The sequence below is a fragment of the Streptomyces yangpuensis genome (assembly GCF_001005295.1).
Taxonomy (GTDB): Bacteria; Actinomycetota; Actinomycetes; order Streptomycetales; family Streptomycetaceae; genus Streptomyces; species Streptomyces yangpuensis.
Genome location: NZ_LBMK01000002.1, coordinates 1,803,196 through 1,825,096, shown reverse-complemented (window position 1 = coordinate 1,825,096; position 21,901 = coordinate 1,803,196). Strand labels below are relative to the sequence as shown.

The 21,901-nt window shown below is 73.1% G+C and carries 20 protein-coding genes; 15 read left to right on the top strand and 5 right to left on the bottom strand.

Features of this window, described 5'->3' with window-relative positions:
- Window positions 1–186 precede the first annotated feature (186 nt).
- The 7 genes from AAT21_RS13400 to AAT21_RS13375 all read left to right on the top strand — a co-directional run bounded on the left by AAT21_RS13400 (window position 187) and on the right by AAT21_RS13375 (window position 8,250).
- Window positions 187–1,485, top strand: coding sequence for a phenylacetate--CoA ligase family protein (locus AAT21_RS13400; RefSeq protein ID WP_046776812.1), 1,299 nt, complete (start codon window positions 187–189; stop codon window positions 1,483–1,485).
- Entirely contained in the window at window positions 1,482–2,849 is a 1,368-nt protein-coding gene (locus AAT21_RS13395; protein ID WP_079025602.1) for an MFS transporter, read from the top strand. Before AAT21_RS13400 ends, AAT21_RS13395 begins: the two co-directional genes overlap by 4 nt.
- Complete coding sequence (locus AAT21_RS13390) at window positions 2,846–4,006, top strand: GNAT family N-acetyltransferase (protein WP_046776811.1); 1,161 nt, start codon at window positions 2,846–2,848, stop codon at window positions 4,004–4,006. The genes AAT21_RS13395 and AAT21_RS13390 overlap by 4 nt, the downstream gene beginning before the upstream one ends.
- A 5-nt stretch (window positions 4,007–4,011) precedes the next feature.
- Window positions 4,012–5,160, top strand: a complete 1,149-nt coding sequence (locus tag AAT21_RS13385; RefSeq protein ID WP_046776810.1) for a LuxE/PaaK family acyltransferase — start codon at window positions 4,012–4,014, stop codon at window positions 5,158–5,160.
- Window positions 5,161–5,162: 2 nt separating this feature from the next.
- Window positions 5,163–7,691: an acyl-CoA reductase gene (locus tag AAT21_RS13380; RefSeq protein ID WP_046776809.1), complete on the top strand. Its 2,529-nt coding sequence runs from the start codon at window positions 5,163–5,165 to the stop codon at window positions 7,689–7,691.
- Window positions 7,692–7,797: 106 nt separating this feature from the next.
- Window positions 7,798–7,971, top strand: a complete 174-nt coding sequence (locus tag AAT21_RS37455; protein WP_157879677.1) for a hypothetical protein — start codon at window positions 7,798–7,800, stop codon at window positions 7,969–7,971.
- Between the two features lie 78 nt (window positions 7,972–8,049).
- Window positions 8,050–8,250, top strand: coding sequence for a hypothetical protein (locus tag AAT21_RS13375; RefSeq protein ID WP_046776808.1), 201 nt, complete (start codon window positions 8,050–8,052; stop codon window positions 8,248–8,250).
- A 34-nt stretch (window positions 8,251–8,284) separates the two neighbouring features.
- Here AAT21_RS13375 and AAT21_RS13370 read toward each other — a convergent pair whose 3' ends face one another.
- Window positions 8,285–9,352, bottom strand: a complete 1,068-nt coding sequence (locus AAT21_RS13370; RefSeq protein WP_046776807.1) for an alkene reductase — start codon at window positions 9,350–9,352, stop codon at window positions 8,285–8,287.
- A 176-nt stretch (window positions 9,353–9,528) separates the two neighbouring features.
- Here AAT21_RS13370 and AAT21_RS13365 point away from each other — a divergent pair, with 176 nt between their 5' ends.
- The 3 genes from AAT21_RS13365 to AAT21_RS13355 all read left to right on the top strand — a co-directional run bounded on the left by AAT21_RS13365 (window position 9,529) and on the right by AAT21_RS13355 (window position 12,577).
- Complete coding sequence (locus AAT21_RS13365; protein WP_046776806.1) at window positions 9,529–10,074, top strand: MarR family winged helix-turn-helix transcriptional regulator; 546 nt, start codon at window positions 9,529–9,531, stop codon at window positions 10,072–10,074.
- Between the two features lie 295 nt (window positions 10,075–10,369).
- A complete protein-coding gene (locus AAT21_RS13360; RefSeq protein ID WP_235438775.1) occupies window positions 10,370–11,047 on the top strand; it encodes a M15 family metallopeptidase in 678 nt (225 codons plus the stop codon).
- 219 nt (window positions 11,048–11,266) lie between these two features.
- The gene (locus AAT21_RS13355) at window positions 11,267–12,577 is read left to right on the top strand and encodes an LCP family protein (protein ID WP_107081252.1); all 1,311 of its coding nucleotides are present in this window, start codon (window positions 11,267–11,269) and stop codon (window positions 12,575–12,577) included.
- Between the two features lie 571 nt (window positions 12,578–13,148).
- On the opposite strand, the gene AAT21_RS13350 is transcribed toward AAT21_RS13355, so the two are convergent.
- Window positions 13,149–14,381, bottom strand: a complete 1,233-nt coding sequence (locus tag AAT21_RS13350) for a cation:proton antiporter (RefSeq protein WP_046776804.1) — start codon at window positions 14,379–14,381, stop codon at window positions 13,149–13,151.
- A gap of 4 nt (window positions 14,382–14,385) precedes the next feature.
- On the bottom strand, window positions 14,386–14,856 hold the full coding sequence (locus tag AAT21_RS13345) for a cation:proton antiporter regulatory subunit (RefSeq protein WP_046776803.1): 471 nt from the start codon (window positions 14,854–14,856) through the stop codon (window positions 14,386–14,388).
- A 400-nt stretch (window positions 14,857–15,256) separates the two neighbouring features.
- Between AAT21_RS13345 and AAT21_RS13340 the strand changes: the two genes are divergently transcribed.
- Window positions 15,257–16,216 carry a HAMP domain-containing sensor histidine kinase gene (locus AAT21_RS13340; protein WP_046777356.1) on the top strand — a complete coding sequence of 320 codons (960 nt, stop codon included), beginning with the start codon at window positions 15,257–15,259 and terminating at the stop codon, window positions 16,214–16,216.
- Window positions 16,213–16,869: a response regulator gene (locus AAT21_RS13335; RefSeq protein WP_046776802.1), complete on the top strand. Its 657-nt coding sequence runs from the start codon at window positions 16,213–16,215 to the stop codon at window positions 16,867–16,869. The genes AAT21_RS13340 and AAT21_RS13335 overlap by 4 nt, the downstream gene beginning before the upstream one ends.
- A gap of 19 nt (window positions 16,870–16,888) precedes the next feature.
- Here the strand turns inward: AAT21_RS13335 and AAT21_RS35470 are convergent, their stop codons facing one another.
- On the bottom strand, window positions 16,889–17,020 hold the full coding sequence (locus AAT21_RS35470; protein ID WP_235438774.1) for a suppressor of fused domain protein: 132 nt from the start codon (window positions 17,018–17,020) through the stop codon (window positions 16,889–16,891).
- Between the two features lie 317 nt (window positions 17,021–17,337).
- Between AAT21_RS35470 and AAT21_RS13330 the strand changes: the two genes are divergently transcribed.
- From AAT21_RS13330 to AAT21_RS13320, 3 genes are all read left to right on the top strand, one after another.
- Window positions 17,338–17,979 (top strand): ScbR family autoregulator-binding transcription factor, encoded by a 642-nt coding sequence (locus tag AAT21_RS13330; RefSeq protein ID WP_046776801.1) that lies wholly within the window; start codon window positions 17,338–17,340, stop codon window positions 17,977–17,979.
- A 270-nt stretch (window positions 17,980–18,249) separates the two neighbouring features.
- The gene (locus AAT21_RS13325; RefSeq protein WP_046776800.1) at window positions 18,250–18,681 is read left to right on the top strand and encodes a VOC family protein; all 432 of its coding nucleotides are present in this window, start codon (window positions 18,250–18,252) and stop codon (window positions 18,679–18,681) included.
- Window positions 18,682–18,697: 16 nt separating this feature from the next.
- Window positions 18,698–18,952, top strand: coding sequence for a hypothetical protein (locus tag AAT21_RS13320; RefSeq protein ID WP_046776799.1), 255 nt, complete (start codon window positions 18,698–18,700; stop codon window positions 18,950–18,952).
- A 46-nt stretch (window positions 18,953–18,998) separates the two neighbouring features.
- Here the strand turns inward: AAT21_RS13320 and AAT21_RS13315 are convergent, their stop codons facing one another.
- The gene (locus tag AAT21_RS13315; protein ID WP_046776798.1) at window positions 18,999–21,488 is read right to left on the bottom strand and encodes a hypothetical protein; all 2,490 of its coding nucleotides are present in this window, start codon (window positions 21,486–21,488) and stop codon (window positions 18,999–19,001) included.
- Between the last annotated feature and the right edge of the window lie 413 nt (window positions 21,489–21,901).

Genomic DNA, 21,901 nt, shown 5'->3' with positions numbered 1-21,901 from the left:
TCAATTTGGTGACTTGCGCACTGATGTTTCATCATCATGACTGCACGTCAGCTTTCGACGTGCGTCGAGGAGGCGGGGGCGCCGGGGGGTCCCCCGTTCGTACCGGCAGATGCGGCAGGCGAGTCCCTGTGCTCGCCGTGCCCCGCCGTGGCTCCCGTCCCACTTCCGTCACCTAGGCAAAGGCCCATGTCCGCCCAGCAACTCTCGGACCTCATACGTTTCGCCCGTCACAACTCGCCCTTCTACCGGGACCTCTACGCGTCCCTGCCGGCGCACGCCGACCGGCTCACCGACCTTCCGGTGGTCGACCAGGAGGCGTTCTGGGCGGCCAACACCCTGCATGACAGCCGCGTACTGACCGGCCCGCTCAGCGAGGCCACGGTCTACAAGACCGGCGGCACCACCGGGTCCCCGAAGTTCTCCGTCTACACCCGGGACGAGTGGCGCACCTTCGTCACCTCCTTCGGGCAGGGCCTGGTGGACACCGGGCTGCGCCCCGGACACCGCGTCGCCGACCTCTTCTACGCCGGGGAGCTGTATGCCAGCTTCCTGTTCGTCCTCGACTCGCTCGCCCACGCGCCCGTGGACAACGTCCGCCTGCCCATCGGCGGGGGCGCGCCGCTGGAGTCGACGATCCCGACGCTGCGCGATCTCGCGGCGCAGGTGCTCACCGGAACTCCCACCACCCTGTGCCGGCTCGCCGAACAGGTGGTCGCGTCCGGCGTCCGCGTCGACTCCGTCGAGCTGCTGCTCTTCGGTGGTGAGGCGCTCTTCGACGACCAACGGCGCCTGCTGGCCACGGCGTTCCCTCGCGCCGAGGCCCGCTCCGTCGGCTACGCCAGCGTCGACGCCGGCCTGCTCGGCCGCCCGGTACCGGGCGCCGACGCGCGGGTACACCGGGCCTTCACCCCGTACTCCGTCGTCGAGATCCTCGATGACACCACCAACGAGCCCGTCACCGAGCCGGGACGCCCCGGCCGGGTCGTCGTCACGAGCCTGTTCCGCCGTCTGATGCCGATCATCCGCTACCCCGCCGGCGACCGGGCCGAATGGACCGGCACCGGACCGGGGCACTTCCGGATCCTCGGACGCGCCGAGGAGGGCGTACGGGTCGGCCCCGTGTCCCTCTACACGCAGGACGCCCAGGACGCCGTGGCCACCGCCGACACCGCAGGTCAGGTGGTCGGCATGCAGCTCGTCGTCCGCCGCTGGGACGGCCGCGACGGGCTCGTCCTGCGGCTGGCCACCGCCCCCGTCGGCGAACATGACACCGAGCGCGACGCCGACCGCGACGCCGCACGGCGGGAGGCGCTGGCCCGGGCCGTCGTCGCCGAGCTGGAGACCGTACGGCCGCTGTACCCCGACAGCGTGCGCGCCGGGTTCGTGCACCCGGTGTCCGTGGAGTGGGCGCGCCACCGCGACCTCGCCGTCAACCCGCGCTCGGGCAAGCTCGTCCGGGTCCTGGACGAGAGGCCGACGGCATGACCGCCCCGGCACCCGCCTGCGCCCCCGACCCCTCGACCGAAGCCGAAACCGCGGTCGCAACCGGGACCGCAGCCGGGACCGCAGCCGAGACGGTGGCCGCGAGCCCGAACGTTACTGCCCGGCGGACCCCGCTGATCCTGCGCAACCGCGCCTTCGCCGCCGTCTGGCTGGGCCAGGTCCTCACCCAGGCCGCCGTGCGCATGTTCCAGGTCGGCGTGTCCTGGTGGATCGTGGCCTACGCCGTGCGCGACGCCCGCGGTCTGGCCTCCGGGCTGTTCATGGCCGCCTGCACACTGCCCGCCGTGGTACTGGCGCCCGTGGTGGCCCGGACCGTGGCGGGGTTCGCCCACCGTTCGGTGCTGCGGACCGCCGCCGGCCTGGCCGCGGCCACGGCCGGCGTCCTCGCGGTGTGGGCGCAGGGCGGCGGACCGCCGCTCGCCGGGGTGTACGCCGCCGGGCTCGCGCTGGCCACCTGCCAGGCGTTCTTCGACCCGTGCCTGACCACGTCCGTGCCCGAACTCGTCGACGACGCCGACATCGAGACGGCCACCGGCTTCGAGCTGTCCACCCAGTCCCTCGCGGGCCTCGGCGGAGCGCTGCTCGGCGCCCTCACCGTCGACCGGGCCGGCATGGCCTGGCTCGCCGCCGGCTGCGCGGCCGCCTACGCGGGCGCAGCCGTCCTCGTCGCGAGCGCCCGCTTCCGCGGCCCGGGGGCGGCCGCGGCCTGCTCGGACGAACCGCCCGCGCGGCGCCCGCTCCGCCGCATCCTCGGTGAACTGCCCCACGTACGCCGGATCCTGGTCTGTTTCACCGCGGCGAACCTCTTCACCGCCGCCGTGTTCGTCGTCATCCCGCTCTACACCCGCTCCGTCCTCGGCGGCGGTGGCGGCACGGTCGCCCTGCTGGAGGCCTCGCTGGGCACGGGCGCGCTCATCGGTGCCTTCACCGGCACCCGCGTGCCGGGCCGGCCCACGGTGGCCGGTGCGTACTGCCTGGGTCTGATGGCCCTCGCCCTGGCGCTGCCCGGCCTGTTCGCGCACCGCCTGGTCATCGCGGGCTGCCTGGCGGTGGCCGGCTGGTGCGCCGGAGCCGTCAGCGTCCGCTTCGTGGCCCTCTTCCAGCGGCTGGTGCCGACCGCCGACAAGCCCGGCTTCTTCGCCGTGATGCAGGCCGTCCTGGGCGCCTCCCTGCCGGTGGCGTCCCTGGTGTTCGGCTCCGCGGGCGACGTCCTCTCCCCGCAGACGCTGTGTCTGGTGCAGGGCGTCGGCCTGCTGCCCGCCGCCTGTGCGCTGGCCCTGCCGGGGAGCCGTACGCCCGAGCCCACGCCCGCGGCGGAGCCGCGAACCCCGGGAGGCGCCCGGTGAGTACCCTCGCCGCCCCGGTCATCGCCCAGGCCACCCGGGCGGACATCGCCGAACTGCGTCAGCTCTACTACGCCGTCTACGGCCCCCACTACCCGGTGGCGCTCGGGACGGACCCGGCCGAGATGGCCCTGCTCATGGCGGACCCGCACTCCCTGTGGCTCGTCGCCCGCTGCGCGGCCACCGGGGCCCTGACCGGGTCCGCCGCCATCCACGGCGAGGCCGGCAGCCGCATCGCCCGGCTGGAGGGCATCGCCGTGCACCCCGAGTACCGCTCCGCCGGTCTGGCCGCCGCCCTGACCGAGGCGCTCTGCGCCCGGATGCTGGACACGGGCCGGCTGGACTCGGTGTACGCGACCGTCCGCACCGTAGGGTCCGGCCCGCAGCGGGTCGTCGCCCGCAACGGCTTCCGCCCGCTGGGCATCCTGCCCAACGCGGTGGATCTCAGCAGCCGCGAGAGCCTCGCCCTCTACGCGCGTCACTCCCCCGGTGTGCTCGACCGCCGGGTGCCCGTCACCGAAGTGCCCGCCGCGCTGCTGCCGTTGCTGCGCACCGCCGGGGATGCCCTCGGCATCGGCTACCCGGAAGTGCGGGCCGCCGCCGGCCGCCGCCGCCCGGCACCCGACCGCCAACGGGGCGTCGAGCAGCTGGAGATGATCGAGGCGCCCGCGTTCGTACGCCGCCGCTTCCGCGAGCGGTTCCCGGGCGCGGAGGGCTGGTTCTATCCGCTGCACACCCCGAACGTGCTGCTCACGCCCGAGGACGGCCGCTTCGAGGTGTACGCGTACCTCAACCGCGCCGGCGGGTACTGCTCGCTGCTGACCGCCCACCCCGACCCGGCGGCCGCGGCCGCCCACCTCGAACCCGTCACCCGGGCCCTGGCCCGCGCAGGCGCCGGCTACGTCGAGGCCCTGGTGCCGCTCGCCCACGAGGAGGCGCTCTCCGCCTTCCTCACCCAGGGGTTCGTCGCCGGAGCCCTCTACCCGGCGATGCGCGCGGACGGCGACGGATTCCACGACTACGCCGTCCTGTCCCGCTCCAGCGAGCGGATCGACTTCCGCGGCGTCGCCGTCGAACCACCCCTTCAGCCCTACCTGGACTGCTACGCGTCGGCCTGGGCGGCGGCGCACCTGCCCACACCATCCGAGGTTGCCCCATGAACCGTATGAACCCCCATCTCGCGCCCGTCGCCGTACCCGACCCGGCCCTCCTGCCGCACGTACAACAGCTGTGCGACCTGACCGACCCGTACGCCCACGGGCCCGCCATGGACGAGCTCTTCGCCGCGGCCATGGCGGAGACCAACGCCTGGCACCGCGAACGCTCCCCGTTCTTCCGCTCCCTGTACGAAGCCACTCCCCCGGCGGAGCCGTACCGTACGCCGCTCGTCCACGCGAACTTCTTCAAGCGCCACGAGGTGCTCTCCATCCCGCGTGAGGACGTCGAACTGCACCTGACCTCGTCGGGCACCACCGGCCAGAAGTCGCAGATGTTCTTCGATCACTGGACCATCCGCTCCGCCCAGCGCATGGTCGCCCGGATCTTCGAGCGCAACGGCTGGATCACCCCGGACCAGGAGGTCAACTACCTCCTGTACAGCTACGAGCCGGCCCCGTCCCTGAACCTGGGCACCGCCTTCACCGACAACTACCTGTGCGACTTCGCCCCCGCGCGCAGCGTCGAGTACGCACTGCGCAACACCGGCGGCGACCACGAGTTCGACCCCTTCGGCTGCATCGCCGCGCTGCGCCGCTTCGAGCGGGAGGACGCCCCGGTCCGCATCCTCGGCTTCCCCGCCTTCCTCTTCTTCACGCTGGAGCGGATGCGGGCCATGGGGATGGCGCCGCTGCGCCTGCCGGAGGGTTCGCTCGTCGTCCTCGGCGGCGGCTGGAAGGGGCACGCCGACCGGCGCATCGAGAAGGAGGAGCTGTACGCGCGCGTCACCGAGCAGCTCGGCATCCCGGGTGAGCGGATCCGGGACACCTTCGGGTCGGTGGAGCACTGCATCCCGTACATCGAGTGCGACCACCACCGGCTGCACGCCCCCGTCTGGTCCCGGGTGACGATCCGCTCCACCCGGAACCTGGAGCCCCTGCCGTACGGGGAACGCGGCTACCTGCACCTGGTGTCGCCGTACATCACCTCGGTGCCGGCGCAGAGCGTGGTCATGGGCGACCTCGCCTCCCTCCAGCCGGGTGAGGCCTGCGGGTGCGAGCTGGAGACCCCCTGGTTCACCGTGCACGGCCGTGCCGGGGTGAGCCGCAACAAAAGCTGCGCCGTGGCCGCGGCGGAACTGATGAAGGGAATGGCGTGACCATGAGCGTGCACCACCACTACTGGCAGGGCTCCTTCGTCGGCGACGAGGAGGCCGGGCGCCGCCTTGTCGAGCTGCCCGCGGCGGTCGAGGCCGCGCTGGCAACAGAGCTGGCGACCGAGACCGTCCTGGCCGCCTGCGACGCCCTGGCCGCCGCGCTGTGCGACCCGGCCCACCCCGTGCACGGCCGGCTCGCCGCGCACCTGCCGGAGGGCGAGGACCCGGCGGTCCTGGCCGAGCTCGGCGCCCTGCTCGCCCGGCGTGAACTGACCCGGAAGCTGCGCCGTGAACTGGGCGGCACGGCTCCGGGCCGGCTGAACCGGGCGGATCCGCGCGAGACGGTCTACGAGGCGTGGGCGCCCGTCGGCCTGGTCGCGCACATCGCCCCGGGCAACGCGGCGACCGTGGCACCGCTGAGCATCGTCGAGGGCCTGCTGGCCGGGAACGTCAACGTGCTGAAGACCAGCAGCGCCGACACCTTGTTCACCCAGCACCTGATGGCCGAGCTGGCGGCCCTGGACCCCAGTGGTGCGCTGGCCGCGCGGATCGTCGTCCTGCGGTTCCCGTCGTCCCGGCAGGAGTGGCTGCGCCTGATGTGCGCGCCCGCGGACGCCGTCGCCGTGTGGGGCGGGGAGGGCGCCGTGGAGGGCGTGGCGGCCCATGTGCCCGCCGGTTGCCGGCTGGTGGAGTGGGGGCACCGGATCTCCTTCGCCTACCTGACGCGTGACGCCTGGTCGGACGCGGTGACGCTCGGCGCCCTCGCGGACGACGTGTGCCTGCACGAGCAGCAGGCCTGCTCCAGCCCCCAGGTGGTCTACCTCGACACCGAGGACGAGGGCGAGGTGTTCGCCTTCGCCGAGCGTTTCGCCGCCGTGCTCGCGGCCCGCCCGCCGGCGGTCGGCGTCGCCTCGGCGGTGGGCGCCGCCTCGGCGGCCGAGCCGGACCCGGCTGAGGCGGCCGAGCTGACCACCACCGAGCTGGTGGCCCGGCTGGAGGAACACCTCGGCCTGACCCGGGTGTTCGCCGCGCCCGACGGTTCGTGGCGGGTCATGGCCGACACCCGGTCCCCGCTCACCGCGTCGCCGCTGCACCGCAGCGTGTGGGTCAAGCCGCTGCCGCGGAAGCGGATGATCGCCACCCTGCGCCCGATGCGCCGCTACCTGCAGACCGCGGGCCTCGCGGGCAGCCGGACCGACATCGCCGAGCTGTCGCGCACCGCCCTGGCCGCGGGTGTCACCCGGGTGACACCGGTCGGGTCCATGCTGGAGAGCTACGCGGGTGAGCCGCACGACGGTGTGTACGCCCTCCAGCGCTACAGCCGGCGTGTCGCGGTACAGGCCGACCCGGCCGTCTTCGCCACCACCGCCTGCCTGGACGACCTGGCCCGGCCCGTCGTCCTGCCGGCGCCGGCGGGACCGCTGCTGGGCAAGGAGGACGTGCAGGAGCCGGGCCGGCGGGTGGCGCGCGCGGACGCCGAGCTGTACTTCCGCAGTGGCGGCAGCACCGGGGCGCCCGCGCTGTCGATCTTCAGTTACGACGACTACGACACGCAGATGCACGCCGCCGCACGCGGCCTGCTCGCGGCCGGCTACGACCCGGTCGGGGACCGCACCGCGAACCTCTTCTACTGCGGTGCCATGTACGGCAGCTTCATCAGCTTCTTCTCCGTGCTGGAACGCCTCGGCGGGGTGCAGCTGCCGCTGTCGGCCGGCCCCGACCACCGGGCTACGGCGCAGGCGCTCATCGACCACGGCGCCGACACCCTCTTCGGGATGCCGTCCTACCTGTGGCAGCTGCTGCACGCGGAGGCGGACGCCCTGCGTGCGTACGGCGGCCTGCGCAAGGTCTTCTACGGCGGCGAGCACTTCACCCCGGAGCAGCAGCGCACACTGAAGGACACCTTCGGCATCGAGGTGATCCGCTCGATCACCTACGGCAGCACCGACCTCGGGCCGCTGGGCTACCAGTGCACCGAAAGCTCCGGCGGAGTCCACCACCTGCACGCCGACCTGCACACCATGGAGATCCTGGACCTGGCCGAGGACCGGCCGGTGACGCCGGGCGAGACCGGCAGGCTGGTCTTCACCACGCACGCCCGGCGCGGCCAGGACCTGGGCCGGTACGTGATCGGCGACCTGGGCCGGGAGATCCCGGGCCGCTGTCCGTGCGGCCGCCTGGCCCCCCGGTTCGAACTCCGGGGCCGCACCGGCGACGTGATGCGGGTGGCGACGTACTTCCTCAACCAGCGCCGCTTCCTGGACCTGGCCGGGGAAAGCGGCGGCCACCGGGGCGAGTTGCAGATCCGGCTCGACGTCACGGACGCGCGCGAGCGGCTGACCGTACGGGTGGAACGCGCCGGCGCGACGGACCCGGAGCGGCTGCGGGAGGTCTTCCTGGCCGGTTATCCGGAGCTCCGGGAGGCGGTGACGGAGCGGCTGCTCGACCTGGCCGTCGAAGCCGTCGACGGCGCGTCGCTGGACCGCAGCCCGACCAGCGGCAAGCTGCTGGCCGTGGTGGACGCCCGCAGGTAGGACCCGTACGCGGCCCGGCGGCCCGGCGCGTGCTCGCCGGCCCGCCGGGCCGCGTGCGCGAGCCGCCGGGCCGGTCGTCGACATTTGTCCGTGCGGCGGGACCCCGGTGTCGTCCGCGAGGGCGGTGGTCGCCCTGGGCCTGCCCGAGCCTGATCCCGCGCGTGCGGACACGGCCGTGGAGGAGGTCGCCGGGGCGGTGCGCCCCTCCGGCTGGACCTGGACGGGTACGGGCCTGCCGGACGGCTTCCTCGACGGGGCCTTCGCCGCACCGGCCCTGTGAGGCGGGCCCTTGACTCTCTCCCCGCACCGTGCGCAGACTCAGCACACTTATTGATCTTCGCCGGGGGGTACGAAGACCGTGATCCTTTTCTATGCATGCCTGGGGCTTCCCATCGTCGCGCTGGTCGCGTACCTGCTCTGGAGCGACCGGGCCACCCGGACGAGGAACCTCGACGGACTGCAGGCGGAGGAACGGGCCCGGCAGGAGGCCCGCTTCGACAAGCTCTCCCCCGGGCGCAGGTTCTACACCCCGCCGAACGAACTCAACCGCCGCGGCTGACCCCGGCCGGCGGCCTCCCCGGCGGGGACCTCGTTCAGCGCGTCGGGTAGTCCGTGTAGCCGCGGGCGTCGCCCCCGAAGAAGGTGGACGGGTCCGGGGTGTTGTACGGGCCTTCGGTGCGCAGGCGGTCCGGCAGGTCGGGGTTGGCCAGGAAGAGCGCACCGAAGGCGATCAGGTCGGCGGTGCCGTCCTCGACCAGCGCGAGGGCGCGGTGGTCGGTGGGGCCCTCCGTGGCCGGGTTCAGCACGAGGAGTCCGGAGAACTGCTTGCGCAGGGCGAGGGTGGTCTCCCGTGCCTCGGGGCCGTACTCCAGCACGTGCAGGTAGGCCGGCCCCAGCCCGTCGATCTCCTTGACCAGCGCCTCGTAGACGGGCTGCGCGTCGGGCTCGGAGATGTCGTTGTACGGGTTCCCGGGCGAGATGCGCAGGGCCGTGCGCTCGGCGCCGATGGCGGCGGCGACCGCCTTGACCACCTCGACCGCGAAGCGGATGCGGTTCTCGGCCGGTCCGCCCCACTCGTCGGTGCGCAGGTTCGAGCCCGGGGCCAGGAACTGGTGGATCAGGTAGCCGTTGGCCCCGTGCAGCTCCACGCCGTCGAAGCCGGCCTCGATGGCATTCCGGGCGGCGTCGGCGTAGTCGGCGATGGTCGCCCGTACCTCGTCGCCGGTCAGCTCGTGGGGGGTCGTGAAGTCCTTCATGCCCTCGCCCGTGAACAGCTGGCCGGCCGGCCTGACCGCCGACGGGGCCACCGGGACGAGCCCGTCGGGCAGCAGCGACGGGTGGCCGATACGGCCTGAGTGCATCAGCTGGGCGAAGATCCGCCCGCCGGCCGCGTGGACGGAGTCGGTGACCTCACGCCAGGCCGCGACCTGCTCGGCGCTGTGCAGGCCGGGGGTGAAGGGGTAGCCCTGCCCGACCACGGACGGCTGGACGCCCTCGCTGATGATCAGACCGGCCGAGGCGCGCTGGGTGTAGTACTCGGCGACGAGGGGGGTGGCGACACCGCCTTCACCGGCACGGCTGCGGGTCATCGGGGCCAGGGCGATGCGGTTGGAGAGGGTGGTCCCCCCGGCCAGGCGGACGGGATCGAAAGCGCTGGTCATCTTTGCCTCCATAGATATTTGGTCGGCCAATCAATGGCTTCGGGAGGCAGCGTACCCCATTAGTTGGTCGGCCAAGGTAAAATCTGGGCGGCGGGTAAAATCGGCGGAGCGGACGACGGTCCGGGCGGGGACCCGCCCACCGGACCCCGCCTCAGCCACGCAGGAGGAGCGCCCCCATGACCGCGGAAGCCGCCCAGGAACCGAGCAGGCAGACGCCGCAGTGCGCGGCCGTGCCCGGGGCTGTACTGGACGGGCCGGTGAGCCACTCGATCAGCCGGGTGGCCCGGCTCCACCGGATCGCGGCGGGCCGCCTGCTGCGGGACCTCGGCCTGCATCCGGGCCAGGAGTTCCTGATGATGCACCTGTGGGACAGCGGGGCCGTGCGGCAGTCCGAGCTGATCAAGGCGGTCGGGCTCGACCCGTCCACGGTGACCAAGATGCTCCAGCGGCTCGAACAGTCCGGTCACGTACGGCGCCGCCCCGACCCGGCGGACCGGCGCGCCTCGCTGGTGGAGGCGACGGAGGCGAGCTGCGGGCTCCTCATGGCGGTCCGCGAGGCGTGGGGCGAGCTGGAGCGCCAGACCCTGGAGGGCCTGGACGCCACCGAACGCACCGAGCTGGCCCGCCTGCTGGCCAAGGTGGAGGGCTCCCTCTGCACATCGGCGGCCCGAGCCGCCGAAGCCGACTGCCACTCCCCGCACCAGGGCCCACTCGACTGCTGACCGAACACCGCCCGGCTCCCGACCGACTCCTGCCCCGCCCGCCCCGGCGCGCCAACCCTGCCCGCCCGGCCAGGCGTGCCCATGGATTCCGCCCGGTCGGCCTACAGGGTTCCTCCCGGGAGGCCGCCCCGTCCGCCCCGTCGCGCCCAGCGGGTCCGGCCCGGTTACCGCAGCGGGTCCCGCCCGGCATGTGTCCGGCCGTCCGGCTCTCACCCGCCCTGCACGGCATGTCCTCCCGGTTCCGGCCTGGGCCGGTCGGCATGCCGGGCTGCGGTGCTCGCCTTAGCGTGGTTCCGTGCGCCACACCACCGCGGCCGCGGCCGTGACGGCCGCCCTGTGCGCGGCCGCACTGGCCTGCTCCACACAGGCCGCCCCGTCGCGGGCGCCGGCCGGACCGCCCGACCCGCCGGTCCGGTTCACCTCGCGCGTCACGACCGTGCCGCAGGCAAAGCTGGGCGCCTCCCACCGGGCGGGCTGCCCGGTCCCGCCGGACCGGCTCCGGCTCATCCGCATGAACCACTGGGGTTTCGACGGCCGCACCCACGTGGGTGAGATGGTCGTCCACGAGGACGCCGTCCGCCCCGTCCTGCATGTCTTCGAGCGGGCCTTCGAAGCCCGGTTCCCGATCCGCCGGATGCGCGTGATGGCCGAGTACCGCGACGACGCGGAGGCCATGGCCGACGACAACACGTCGGCTTTCAACTGCCGTCCGGTCACCGGCGATCCCCGGCGGCTGTCCCGGCACGCCTGGGGCGACGCGGTCGACATCAACCCCGTCGAGAACCCGTACGTCGACATCAACGGCGTCGTCCACCCGCCGAACGCACGCGCCCACCTGCGGCGGTCCCCGGCCCGCCCGGGCCAGATCCACCCCGCCGACGCCGTCGCCGCGGCTTTCCGCGAGGTGGGCTGGCAGTGGGGCGGCCGCTGGGCCAACCCGGACTACCAGCACTTCTCCGCCAACGGCGAGTGAGCCCCCTGCCGGCAACACGACCCGGCGCGCCGCCGCTACCGCCCACCGCCCACCGCCCACCGCCCGCCGCCCGCCGCCCGCCGCGCGAGTGACACCGGCGTGTACACGACCGCTCATCCTCCGACTCCGCCACCCGCTCCCCCTACAGTCGCGATCCGAGCCCGTTTCATCCTGTTTGGGGGACCCGCGTTGCGCCGCCTCGCCGTTGCTCTCGCCTGCGTGACCGCCCTTTCCTGCGGATCCCTCGTGGGCACGCAGGCCGTATCGGCCCACACCCCCGCGGCGGCGGCACCGGCAGGGGGCGGCCGGGGCACGAACATCCTGATCGTGGGCATCGACAGCCGCGCGGGGCTCTCCACCGCCGAGAAGAACCGGCTCCACGTGGGCGGGAAAGGCTGCAACTGCACCGACGTAATGATGCTCGTACACCTGTCGGAGGACGAACGCCGCGCGAGCGTCGTCTCCATCCCGCGCGACTCCTACGTCGCATACGCCGGCCCCGCCGGCCCGCCGCGCAGCGGAAAGATCAACGGCGCCTTTGCCCTCGGCGGCGGCCCGCTCACGGTCGCCACCGTCGAGAAGGCCACCGGACTCCACGTCGACCACTACCTGGAGACCGACTTCGTCGGCTTCGAGCGGACCATCGACAACCTTGGCGGCGCAACGGTGTGCACGGACAGGCCGCTCAAGGACGAGAACTCCGGCCTGGACATCGCGGCCGGCCGCCACCACACCGACGGCAACCGGACCCTGCGCTACGTCCGGGCCCGGCACGTCAATCTCCGGCCCGGGGACCTCGGTCGCGTACGCCGCCAGCAGCGCGTGGTCAACGACCTGCTGGCCCGCCTCACCGTCGAGGGCGCCCTGGCCAGCCCCGTACGCACCGCGCGGACGGTCCACACCCTCCTGAAGACCGTGCGCACCGACGCCGGGACGGGCCCGGGCGACCTGATCCGCATCGGCTGGGCGCTCGGCCGTCTGCGTGCGGACCGTACCGAGTTCGCCACCGTCCCCATCCGCCTCTTCGACCACCGCGTGCCGGGCGTGGGGTCCACACTCGTGTGGGACGAGGCCAGGTCCGCCGCACTGTGGGAAGCCCTGGGCGCCGACCGCCCGATCACCGGCGACACCCGGATCCAGCCCGTCGCGGAGACCCCTGCGCCGACCAGCCCCGCGGCCATCGCGGTCCGGGTGGACGACGCCACCGTGGCCGCGGCGCTGCGCAGCAACGGCTTCGTCGTCACCGACACCTCCCCGTCGGCATCGCCCGTACGCCCGGCGGGTCCGCCGGTCATCCGCTACGCCCCGGGCCAGGAGGAGCACGCGGCGACCCTCGCCGCGGCCTTGCCGGGCTCCCGGCTGGAAGCCGTTCCCGGTCACGACGCCGTCTTCGACGTCGCCGTCGGCGCGGAACCGGTACGGGTCAAGACCGTCACCTACGACCGAAACATCGCCGACGGCGCCCCGGTGACCGGCGACAGCCTGCGCTGCGCCGAGCCGTCGGGACCGGTCCCGGCGGGGCGTCCGTGACCCGCGTCGCCACGAACGGCGTTACCGCGAACGGGATTGCCGCGAGGACGAGCGGCAGCACGGAGACGCACACGGCCACGATGGGTGCCGGCCCCGATGCGCGACGCCTGCGCCCCTGGTGACGGTGGGGTGGAGGCAGACTCCCGTTGCAGGAGGGACCCGCTGCCGGAGCCGATGTGCTCCAGCCCCCGCCCCTGCCCCGGCCCCGACCTCGGCCCCAACGGGTCAGGCAGATCACGGTGTTGTCCATACGTGACGCCCACCGGCGGAAGAGGGCGCGCCCGGGCACGAGAGGAGCGACGAAACCCACCCCGCGCGTCCCGCGCTCCGGCGCTCCCCTCCGCGCCCCGGACGCAGCCCGGGCAAGAACCGGTCCGGCCGGCCGGGACCGTGAGCGGCTGCCGTGAGGCGTGAGCCTGCGGCAACGACGCGTCTGCGCGGCCCCTTCCGGACCTGCCCGGATCCTGCCCGACCAGGGCCGCGCGGCACGGTCCGGAAGGGACGGCCTCATCGGCAGGACGCCCCGCAGGCCCTGTCGTCGAAGTCCCGCCTGGCTACTTCGACGACAGGGTCAGCGCTCCCGGGAGGCCGGTTCCGGCAGGGCCGCGGTGGTTTCCGCGGCCGGGTCGGCGGAGCCGCCGCCCGTCTGTCGGCGCTCGGTGAACCAGGCTGCGAGGGGCTGGGTGTAGCGGGCGGTGAGCGGTCCGACGACGACGAGGATGAGAACGTACGCGGTGGCGAGCGGTCCCAGCTCCGGTTCGATGCCGGCGGTGACCGCGAGGCCTGCGATGACGATGGAGAACTCGCCGCGGGCGACGAGCGTGCCGCCCGCCCGCCAGCGGCCCTTGACCCCGATGCCGGCCCGCTTCGCCGCCCAGTACCCGGTGGCGATCTTCGTACCGGTGGTGACCAGTGCCAGCGCAAGAGCGGGCAGCAACACCGGCGGGATGCTCGCCGGGTCGGTGTGCAGGCCGAAGAAGACGAAGAACACAGCGGCGAACAGGTCCCGCAGCGGGCTCAGCAGCGTGTGCGTGCCCTCGGCGACCTCGCCCGACAGGGCGATGCCGACCAGGAACGCGCCCACGGCGGCGGAGACCTGGAGCTGCTGGGCGATACCCGCCACCAGCAGCGTCAGGCCGAGGACGACCAGCAGCAGCTTCTCCGGGTCGTCGCTGGAGACGAAGCGGGAGATGACCCGGCCGTAGCGGACCGCGACGAACAGCACCGCGCCCGCGACGCCCAGGGCGATGGCCAGCGTGAGGCTGCCCGCCGCCAGGCTCACTCCGGCGAGCAGTGCGGTGATGATCGGCAGGTAGACGGCCATGGCCAGGTCCTCGAGGACCAGGATGGACAGGATGACCGGCGTTTCGCGGTTGCCGAGCCGGCCCAGGTCTCCCATGACCTTGGCGATGACGCCGGACGACGAAATCCAGGTGACGCCGGCGAGGACGACGGCGGCGACCGGCCCCCACCCCAGCAGCAGGGCCGCGGCCGCGCCGGGCAGGGCGTTGAGGGTGAAGTCGACGATCCCGGCCGGGTACTGGGTCTTGAGGTTGGAGACGAGGTCGCTGGCGGTGTACTCCAGACCCAGCATCAGCAGGAGCAGGATGACGCCGATCTCGGCGCCGATCGCGACGAACTCCTCGCTCGCGCCCAGCGGGAGGAGGCCGCCCGTGCCGAAGGCCAGCCCCGCGAGCAGGTACAGGGGTATCGGCGAGAACCTCAGGCGGCCCGCGACCCGGCCCAGCAGGCCCAGTCCGAGGAGGATCGCTCCGAACTCGATGAGAAAGACGGCAGAGTGCACGCGATCACTCCCTGTCGAGGATCGTCGCGGCGGCGTCGACGCCCTCGCGGGTGCCGATCAGGATGAGGGTGTCGCCGCCGGCGAGGCGGAAGTCCGGGGCCGGGGAGGGCCGGGCCTCGGCCCGCCGCAGCACTGCCACGACCGAGACGCCCGTCTCGGTGCGCATCCTGGTCTCGCCCAGCACCCGGCCGTTCCAGTGCGAGTGCGCCGAGAGCTCGACACGCTCGGCGACCAGGCCCAGATCGGTGGTGTGCAGGAGGTTCGGGCTGTGGTGCGCCGGCATCAGCGCGTCGATCAGCGAAGCCGTCTCGGCTCCCGTCAGATGCAGCGACTCGGCGCAGGCGTCCGGGTCGTCGGCCCGGTACAGGCTGACGGTGCGGGTGCCGTCCCGGTGCGCGATGACCGACAGGTTGCGGTGTTCGCGGGTGGTGAGGTCGTACTGGACGCCGATGCCGGGCAGTGGCGTCGTACGCATCCGTGGAGCAGGCACAGCCCATCCCCCTCGTGTTGTGAGCCTTGTGACGGTGGTGCGGCACGCGGCGGATCCGGGAAGCCCCGACGATCGGCATGATCCGAGTGATCCAGGTGATCCGACCAATCCGAGCAATCCGAGCAATCCGGGTAGCCCTGGTGTTCCTGGTGACCCGGACCGTCCAAGCATGCGGAATCCGCGCGGCCGGGTTCATGCTGCCATGTTTCGCATGGCCGGAATATGGGTGTCGGCACGGATGGACAGCAGCCCGTCCCGCTGGCGAGGATCGAGGTGGGTAAGTGGGTTCCGCCGCAGGTCAGGGTATGCAGACCCAGCCCGGCTCGGGGACCATGGACGGGATGGGACGGGGATGGGAGGCAGCAGGCCGGAAAGGGGCGTGGCCATGTCGTTGTACTGGCGGATCTTCCTGTTGAACGCCGCCGTGCTCGTCGTCGCGGTCCTGCTGCTGTTCGGTCCGGTCACCGTGTCGACCCCGGTGCTGTTCGGCGAGGCGATCGTGCTGGTCGCCGGGCTGGTCGCGATGCTCATCGCGAACGCGGTGCTGCTGCGGATCGGGCTGGCCCCGCTCGGGCGGCTGAGCCGGGCGATGGCGACGGTCGACCTCCTCAAGCCGGGCGCCAGGCTTCAGGTCACCGGACAGGGGGAGATCGCCGAGCTGACCGGGACGTTCAACACGATGCTGGACCGGCTCGAAGCGGAACGGGCCACCAGCACCGGACGGGTCCTGTCCGCGCTCGAGGACGAACGCCAGCGCATCGCGCAGGAACTCCACGACGAGGTCGGGCAGACCCTGACGGCGGTACTCCTCCAGATCAAACACGCCGCCGACCGGATCCCCGAGCCGGTGCGCGCCGATCTCCACCAGGCGCAGGAGACCACCCGGACCAGCCTGGACGAGATCCGGCGCATCGCGCGCCGGCTGCGCCCGGGGGTCCTGGAGGAGCTGGGTCTGCACAGTGCCCTGCGCTCGCTGGCCGCCGAGTTCACCACGCCCCGGCTGAGCGTCAGCGCCCTCATCACTCCGGGGCTGCCGGCCCTGGACCCGGCCACGGAGCTCGTGCTGTACCGCGTCGCGCAGGAGGGGCTGACCAACGCCGCCCGCCACTCGGGGGCCACCCGTGTGGAGATCCACCTGCGGCCGGTGCCGGGCGGCGGCACGGCGCTGCTGGTCCGCGACAACGGCCGCGGGCTCGGCGGCGCGCCGGAGGGCGCGGGGATCCGGGGGATGCGCGAACGCGCCCTGCTGATCGGTGCCGAGCTCTTCGTCGGGGCCGGGCCGAGCAGCGGCACCGATGTGCGCCTGAACGTCACTGCACTCCGACACGGGGGATCCAGCTCATGACCGCACCGGCTCGCATCCTGCTCGCCGACGACCACGCCCTCGTCCGTAGCGGCGTGCGGCTCATCCTCGACGCGGAGCCGGACCTGGCCGTCGTCGCCGAGGCCGACGACGGTGCGGACGCCGTACTGCGTGCCCGCGAGGACCCGGGCCTGGACCTGGCCATCCTGGACATCGCGATGCCCCGCCAGACGGGGCTGCAGGCCGCCCGCGAGCTGTCCCGGCTGCGGCCGGGGCTGCGGATCCTGATGCTGACCATGTACGACAACGAGCAGTACTTCTTCGAGGCCCTCAGGGCCGGCGCCAGCGGCTACGTACCGAAGTCCGTCGCCGACCGCGATCTCGTCGAGGCGTGCCGGGCGGCGTTGCGCGACGAGCCGTTCATCTACCCCGGCGCCGAGACGACCCTGATCCGCACCTACCTCGACCGCGCCCGCACCGGTGGGGACCTCCCGGCGCGGCCCATCACCGAAAGAGAGGAGGAGATCCTCAAGCTGGTCGCCGAGGGGCACACCTCGAAGGAGATCGGCGACCTCCTCGTGATCAGCGCCAAGACGGTGGAACGCCACCGCGCCAACCTGTTGCAGAAGCTCGGCCTGCGCGACCGGCTGGAACTCACCCGCTACGCCATACGCGTCGGGCTGATCGAACCCTGACCGGCCCCGGCCGCGGAACTCATACACCGGAGGCCCGGTACGGATCCGTGGGCGCGATCCCCGCTTCGCCGAACAGCCGCTCCAGCGCCTCGTGCCCGTGGTTCCGGCGGAACTCGATCTCCGCGCTCGTCACCGGCAGGGTCCAGAGCACGCGGGCGTGGCCCCCGGGCAGCGGGCAATGTTCGAGCTCGGGCCGTGCAGGTACGGCAGGCTGACGAGCACCCGGCCTACCGCCCCCTCAACTCACTTCGCTGCGACCGCCGTTCGTGCCTCACAGAGCAGCAGCCCACCATGCGACAACCGCACAAAGAGCACCACAACAGCACGAACGCCTCCCCATTCTCATACAAAAGTACCTGTCGACTGGTTTTCTTTCAGGTCACCCGATTACATTGACGACACACCGCAGAGGACACCGCACCGCACCGCACCGCACCGCACCAGCAGTGACCCGGGAAGGACGACCACGTGGCGAGGGCCAGACAGGAACGGGCTGAGATCACCCGTCAGTCCATCCTCGACGGCGCCGCCATCGCGTTCGACGACTGCGGGTTCGAGGGCACCAGCCTCAGTGACGTCGTCAAGCACGCCGGAGTCACCAAGGGAGCCCTCTACTTCCACTTCCCGTCCAAGCAGGCGCTCGCCCGCACACTGATGGAGGAGCAGTTCCAGGTCTCGGACCACCTTCCGGCGGTCGAGAACCCGGGGCTGCAGACCGTCATCGACCTGACACACCAGATGGCACACGGGCTGCGCACCAATGTCCGTATCCGCGCCGGCATCCGCCTGGTCATCGAGTTCGGCTCCTTCACCCACCCCGACCCGACCCCCTACGACGCCTGGATCGACACCTGCCGTGCCTGCCTGATCCCGGCTCAGCAGGCCGGTGACCTCCACCCCGCGCTGGACGTCAACGCCCTCTCGGCGCTCCTCGTCGGAGCGTTCACGGGGATCCAGGTCACCTCGCACGTCCGCACGCGCCGCCAGGACCTCCACACCCGCGTCGCGGACCTGTGGAGTTTCCTCCTCCCCAGTATCGTCCCCGCGGACCGGATGGACCGGTTCCGCCCCATGGGCACACCGCTGTCGTACGGCTCCCCCACCGACTGACCGCACCGCGCACCGCACTGCTCAGCACCGCACCGCACCGCACCGCACCGCACCGCACCAGGGCGGCCTCGCACACGCCGTGGCGAACCACGGGGGTGCTCGCCACGGCGTGAGCGAGACCGCCCTGCCCAACCTCTCGAACAGGGGTTCACGGGACAATCCTGTCAGGCCCCTACGGGCGTTTCGGCGTGCGCGACCGGACCGCCATCGGCAACCGTGGACCGCCGCAGGCACCCACCGAACCCGTCGACGTCTCCGAGGAGACACCCCGTGAACTGGACCATCGAAGTCGTGCCCGTCCCCGTCACCGACATGGACCGTGCGAAGGAGTTCTACGCCAAGAAGATCGGCTTCACCGTCGACCTCGACGACGAGGTCGCCCCCGGGGTGCGCGTCATCCAGCTGACGCCGCCCGGCTCCCGGTGCTCCATCGCCCTGCTCCAGGGCATGCCCACACCGCCCGACACGAAGGTCATGGCACCGGGCACCCTGCACGGACTGCAGATCTGCGTCACCGACATCGACGCCGCCCACGCGGCCCTGACCGGGCGCGGCGTGGTCGTCTCCCCCGTCCGCCACGTCGGCGAGACGGGCTGGGAGGACGGCAAGGGCGGCACCTGGAACTCCTTCCTGTCCTTCAACGACCCGGACGGCAACAGCTGGGTGGTCCAGGAGGCCCCCTCCGACCTGAGCGAGCGCTGACGTCGCCCATGGGCCGATGAGCCGGAAGGAGATCGACGCACTGCGGCGGGCCGGGCACGACACCGGTCATTCCGAGTTCGCCGAACGGTTGGTACGGGCACTGGGTGAGAACATACGAGCCCTGGAGGCCCTTCCGCGCGATGACGAGTTCCGGCGCGGCTGGGCCGACCTCTACGCCCTGGAGGCACTGGCACGTACGGGGCAAGGGGCCGCGGCGCGGGCCGCATTGCGCATACTGCGCACGCCCGGCCCGCTCCCCGGCCCCTGCTGAACGCGCCCCGGCCGTCCTCCGGCCCCGCCGACCGACCACCCGCGTCTCAGTCGGGGGTCGAGTCGGTGGCTGCCGCAGTGAACAGGGCGCGGAGGGAGCCGGGGAAGGCCGGGAGGAGACGGGCTGCTCGGGTCCAGGCCTCCTGGGAGGTGCCGAGGTGGGACCGGGTGAGGGCGCGGGCCTCGCGCAGCAGCGGGCCCCACGAGGCGGCCTCGGCGGTGGACCAGTGACTGTGGACTCCGGCGAGGAGGGACACGGCCTCGGCGGCCGGTCCGCAGTGCCGGAAGATGTCGTCCGGGGTGAGGCGGCCCGCCTCGATCGCCGGCACCAGCCACGGCGCGTCGTCGAGGCGGCGTACCGGCCCGGCGCCGAGCGCCGCCAGCAGCAGCGACTGCGGGCAGTCGGGCTGTTGGGCGAGGGCCCGCAGCAGGTGCACGGGCAGGGGATCGGCAGCGTGTGCCTCCAGGAGTTGCGGCCAGGGCAGGGCGGTGCCCTCCTCCGCGAGGTGGCGTACCCGCTCGGCGACGGGTCCGGCGGCGGTGCGGCGCAGCAGTGCGACCACGCGTACGGGATCCTCCTCGGCGGCCAGCCGGCCGCGGAGGAAGGCGAGTCCGTCGGGCGAGGCCAGGGCCTTTGCCACGTTCTTGTGAGTGGCGGCGGGCAGCGGGTGCCGGGCTCCGCCGGTGCGGCCGGGGAAGTCCTCCTCCGCCAACAGCGAGCCGACCGCTTCCCGGCCGTGCCGCTCCCAGAGCCGGACCAGCACGCGCAGGCGGCCGGCTTCCGTGTGGGTCCTGATCCGGCCCAGCACCACCCTGAGCACCCGGGGGTCGCCGGAGAGCAGGCCGGCGCTCACCCACGCCCGGTGGTGTCGCAGGTCGATCCAGGTGAGTGCGCCGAGGAGCCCGTCGGTGACGGGCACGGAGCCGCCGCCCCGGCCCCGGCCGGCCAGGATCCGCTCGCGCTCCTCCCGGGCTATCGCCCCGTAGAGGTAGAGCTTCTCGTTCACCTCCGGGTCGTCGAGGTCCAGGAGTTCCTCGACGATCTCGCCGGGCAGGTCCCAGCGGGAGGCATGGGCCACCTGTGCGGCCCTGCCATGGACGGCGGTGATCCGCTCGCGCAGGCGCGGGGAGGGTGTGCCGAAGACGAGCAGGTGCTGGACCGCCCGGAGGTCGAGGTGGGGCACCAGGGCCTCCTGGACATCCTCCTGCGCATACGCGAACAGCCGCTGGAAGAGGGCACGCGCCCCCTCGGGTTCCCGGCAGGGGAAGGCCGGGCCGGTGGCCCGCGGCCACGACGGGGCGGGGCCGCGGCGCCCGGCGGCGTCCGCACGGGCCGCTGCGACAAGCTCCGTGGCCGTCCCCTCGAAGCGGTTGATCCGCCGGTAGAGGGCGAGCCAGGCGGCTGGCTCGTCCCCCAGTGGAGCCGTGAGCTCCCGCACCGCCTTGCCCACGAGCTCGTCGCCCTGCGGCAGACAGCCGATGACATCGGCGGCAGGGGTCACCTCGGTGAACAGCCGTTCCGCCGACAGCCAGCCCTCACGCAGGCCCCGCTCCAGGACACGAGGTACGTAGGACCGCGCGGGCTCGGCCGCGGGCCCGGTCAGCGCGGACAGCGGCAGCGGACCCGCCCCCTGGACGAGCGCCGTACGGGGATCCCTCCGCAGGCCCTCGACGGCCAGGTCCGGCGGACAGCCGGGCCACCGGTTCAGGTGCGTGAGATCGCCGGCGGTGAAGGGGTGCCTGGCGTGCTCGGAGCGAACGCCTTCCCAGTCCGGCGGCACATCGGCGGTCATCTCCCTTCCCCCGTGCAGGCGGACGGCGCAGAGAAGCTCGTCCGTGGGCGAGGGATCCCCGGCAAGGAGCGAAGCCACGGAGCCGTCACCGCCACGGGCCCCGGATTCGACGTCGCCGTCAGCGGCGCGGCGCAGGAGGGCGGCGAGCCCGGGGTGGCCGAGCCCGCCCTCCTCGTCGACGAGCTCGGCGAGCGCCGTCAGCCGCTCCGGCCCGCCGTGCGCGTGGAGGGTCCGAGCCGCCCGGAGCAGTATCGGGAGTGGCAGGTCACGGCCACAGTGGCGCAGGGCGTGCAGCGCCAGGTCGGGGAACGGGGCGCGGATCGCCGCGGCGAGTTCCGTGGGGTGGGTCTCGCCGAGCAGCATGGCGACCAGTCCGCCCGGCGCCCGCCAGGCCGGGTCCTCCGGATCGGCCGCCGCCAGTACGGCGGCCCGTATCTCGTCGCGGCAGCCGGTACGGGACCAGCGCTCGGCCACGTACAGGGCGCGGCCGACATCGGGGACGCCCAGCCGCGCCAGCCGCAGGCGCTGCCGGGGTGTGCAGAGGCCGGCATTACGCGCCAGCGCCACCTGCAACTCACGGTCGCCGGAGGCGATCACCGCCTCCACCAGCCGCTGCGGCCGACGGCAACCGCAGACCAGGAGCTCGCGCGTCTCGGCACGCAGGCTCCGGACCAGGCCGACGGCCGTCGACCGGTCCGCCAGGCGGTACGCGGCTGCCACCGCGGCCGACTCGTTGATCCCCACCCACCCACTCCTCACGTCGTGTCAGAAGACCGACGCTACAGGCGGGGTCTGACAGCGAGGACCTGCGAGGCTCCGCCCGTTCCGGGAGCCGGAAGGCGTGGTCCCCACCGTCGCATCCTTGTCCCCGGCGTGGTGGCCGCGCCGGATCTCCTGCCACCTGCTGCACAAAAGGCCCAGTTGCTCGTACCGCAGATGGCGCCACCGGCCTACTGCCGGGTCGGACCTTCTTCGCCTGAGCATCGTCTGTCCGCCGCCCGGCAAGGGCGGCCTGGAAGTCCGCCCGATCGTCAATGGCCGGGATCTACTGGCCGGCCTGTCGTCCCGTGGCGGGCAAGGCACGGTCGCCCGTCGCCCGTCGCCCGTCGCCTACTGACGGTCCTGGCCATCCATCAGTTCGCCCCTGCCCCCCCCCC